Origin of the sequence: Hanstruepera ponticola (assembly GCF_002940745.1) — a bacterium.
Classification (GTDB): Bacteria; Bacteroidota; Bacteroidia; order Flavobacteriales; family Flavobacteriaceae; genus Hanstruepera; species Hanstruepera ponticola.
The window spans coordinates 1-3324 of record NZ_POTB01000006.1 but is presented as its reverse complement, the minus strand read 5'-3'; the positions used below and the strand labels follow the sequence as shown (position 1 = coordinate 3324).

1 protein-coding gene is annotated in these 3324 nt (G+C 42.5%); it reads left to right on the top strand.

The features are described from left to right. The coding region (locus C1S72_RS14360; protein ID WP_162920006.1) for a hypothetical protein at window positions 1–3324 on the top strand (3324 nt) is incomplete at both ends.

Here is a 3324-nt window from a genome sequence, read left to right as displayed (position 1 = left end):
ATACAGAAGCACCAGTAATCACAACAGATGATGAGAGTGGTGATTTAGGCTGTAACCCAGAAGTAATGGCACCGATGTTCGAAGCAACAGACAACTGTGGCGTAGGTGAGCCAATAGTAACAACAGCAGGTCCAACAAATGATGGTTGTGCATACAGTCAGACATGGACAGCAAATGTTACAGACAACTGTGGTAATCAAGCTGAATCAGTTAGTGTTACATATACTTGGATAGAGGATACAGAAGCACCAGTTATATCAATTGGTGAATTGGTTGATAATGGAGATTTCTCTTCTAATCAAAATTGGGTGATTACTGATAATTCTATTATAGAAAATGGTAAATTCCATGCTATCAACAATACAAATGGCGGTAAGAATAATTATCAGAATGCGTTAGCTATTGAAATTGGAAAAACATATATAGTTAGTTTTCAAGTTTCTGATTATGTATCTGGAGGCGTTAGAGTAAGTGTAGGTAATAATTTTTCAACTACAGCAAACTCAAATGGATATTACAGTCAAGAAGTCACTTATTTAGCTGGACTAAATAGGACATATATAAGAACAAATGGAGGAACAAACTTAAAGATTGATAACATTTCCATTATGGAAATTCAGGATACAGATTTAGGTTGTAACCCAGAGATTGTACCACCAATGTTTGAAGCAACAGACAACTGTGGTGTAGGTGAGCCCATAGTAACAACAGCAGGTCCAACAAATGACGGATGTGCATACAGCCAGACCTGGACAGCAAATGTTACAGATAATTGTGGTAACCAAGCACAGGCTGTAAGTGTGACATACACATGGACAGTAGATACGGAAGCACCAGTAATCACAACAGATAATGAGAGTGGCGATTTAGGTTGTAATGCTGAATTGGTACCACCTATGTTCGAAGCAACAGACAACTGTGGCGCAGTTGAGCCAATAGTGACAACGACAGGTCCAACAAATGACGGATGTGCATACAGTCAGACATGGACAGCAAATGTTACAGATAACTGTGGAAATGTAGCAGAAACAGTTTCTGTAACATACACTTGGACAGTAGATACGGAAGCACCAGTAATCACAACAGGTGATGAGAGTGGTGATTTAGGCTGTAACCCAGAAGTAGAGGCACCGATGTTCGAAGCAACAGACAACTGTGGTGTAGGTGAGCCAATAGTAACAACAGCTGGACCAACAAATGACGGATGTGCATACAGCCAGACCTGGACAGCAAATGTTACAGATAACTGTGGTAACCAAGCACAGGCTGTAAGTGTGACATATACATGGACAGTAGATACAGAAGCACCAGTAATTACTACCAATGGCACCAGTGGCGATTTAGGATGTAATCCAGAGATTGTACCACCAATGTTTAAGGCAGATGACAACTGTGCAGGCGAGATAGATTTAGAAGCCGAGACATCAGGACCAACAAATGACGGCTGTGCATACAGCCAGACTTGGACAGCGAACTATACAGACCCATGTGGAAATGTAGCAGAAACAGTTTCTGTAACATACACATGGACAGTAGATACAGAAGCACCAGTAATCACAACAGATGATGAGAGTGGTGATTTAGGCTGTAACCCAGAAGTAATGGCACCGATGTTCGAAGCAACAGACAACTGTGGCGTAGGTGAGCCAATAGTAACAACAGCAGGACCAACAAATGACGGTTGTGCATACAGCCAGACCTGGACAGCAAATGTTACAGATAACTGTGGTAACCAAGCACAGGCTGTAAGTGTGACATACACATGGACAGTAGATACAGAAGCACCGGTAATTACTACCAATGGCACCAGTGGCGATTTAGGATGTAATCCAGAGATTGTACCACCAATGTTTAAGGCAGATGATAACTGTGCAGGCGAGATAGATTTAGAAGCCGAGACATCAGGTCCAACAAATGACGGATGTGCATACAGCCAGACTTGGACAGCGAACTATACAGACCCATGTGGAAATGTAGCAGAAACAGTTTCTGTAACATACACTTGGACAGTAGATACGGAAGCACCAGTAATCACGGCTGATGTTGAAGGAGGTCAATTAGGTTGTAACGTAAAACCACCAGCTCCTATATTCACAGCAACAGACAACTGTGGTGTAGGTGAGCCAGTAGTTACTACTAATGGACCAGAAAGCACAAATGGATGCTCTTATTCTCAAACATGGACAGCAAATGTTACAGATAACTGTGGAAACGAAGCGGAATCATTAAGCATTACTTATACATGGACACAGGATACAGAAGTACCAGTGATCACAACAGATAATGAAAGTGGCGATTTAGGATGTAATCCAGAGATTGTACCACCAATGTTTGAAGCAACAGACAACTGTGGTGTAGGTGAGCCCATAGTAACAACAGCAGGTCCAACAAATGACGGATGTGCATACAGCCAGACCTGGACAGCAAATGTTACAGATAACTGTGGTAACCAAGCTGTAACTGTAAGTGTAACATACACATGGACAGTAGATACAGAAGCGCCAATAATCACGGCTGATGTTGAAGGCGGTCAATTAGGTTGTAACGTAAAACCACCAGCTCCTATATTCACTGCAACAGACAATTGTGGTGTAGGTGAGCCAGTAGTTACTACTAATGGACCAGAAAGCACAAATGGATGCTCTTATTCTCAAACATGGACAGCAAATGTTACTGATAACTGTGGAAATGAAGCGGAATCATTAAGCATTACTTATACATGGACACAGGATACGGAAGCACCAGTAATCACAACAGATGATGAGAGTGGTGATTTAGGCTGTAACCCAGAAGTAATGGCACCGATGTTCGAAGCAACAGACAACTGTGGTGTAGGTGAGCCAATAGTAACAACAGCTGGACCAACAAATGACGGTTGTGCATACAGCCAGACCTGGACAGCAAATGTTACAGATAACTGTGGTAACCAAGCACAGGCTGTAAGTGTGACATACACATGGACAGTAGATACAGAAGCACCGGTAATTACTACCAATGGCACCAGTGGCGATTTAGGATGTAATCCAGAGATTGTACCACCAATGTTTAAGGCAGATGATAACTGTGCAGGCGAGATAGATTTAGAAGCCGAGACATCAGGACCAACAAATGACGGCTGTGCATACAGCCAGACTTGGACAGCGAACTATACAGACCCATGTGGAAATGTAGCAGAAACAGTTTCTGTAACATACACTTGGACAGTAGATACAGAAGCACCAGTAATCACAACAGATGATGAGAGTGGTGATTTAGGCTGTAACCCAGAAGTAATGGCACCGATGTTCGAAGCAACAGACAACTGTGGCGTAGGTGAGCCAATAG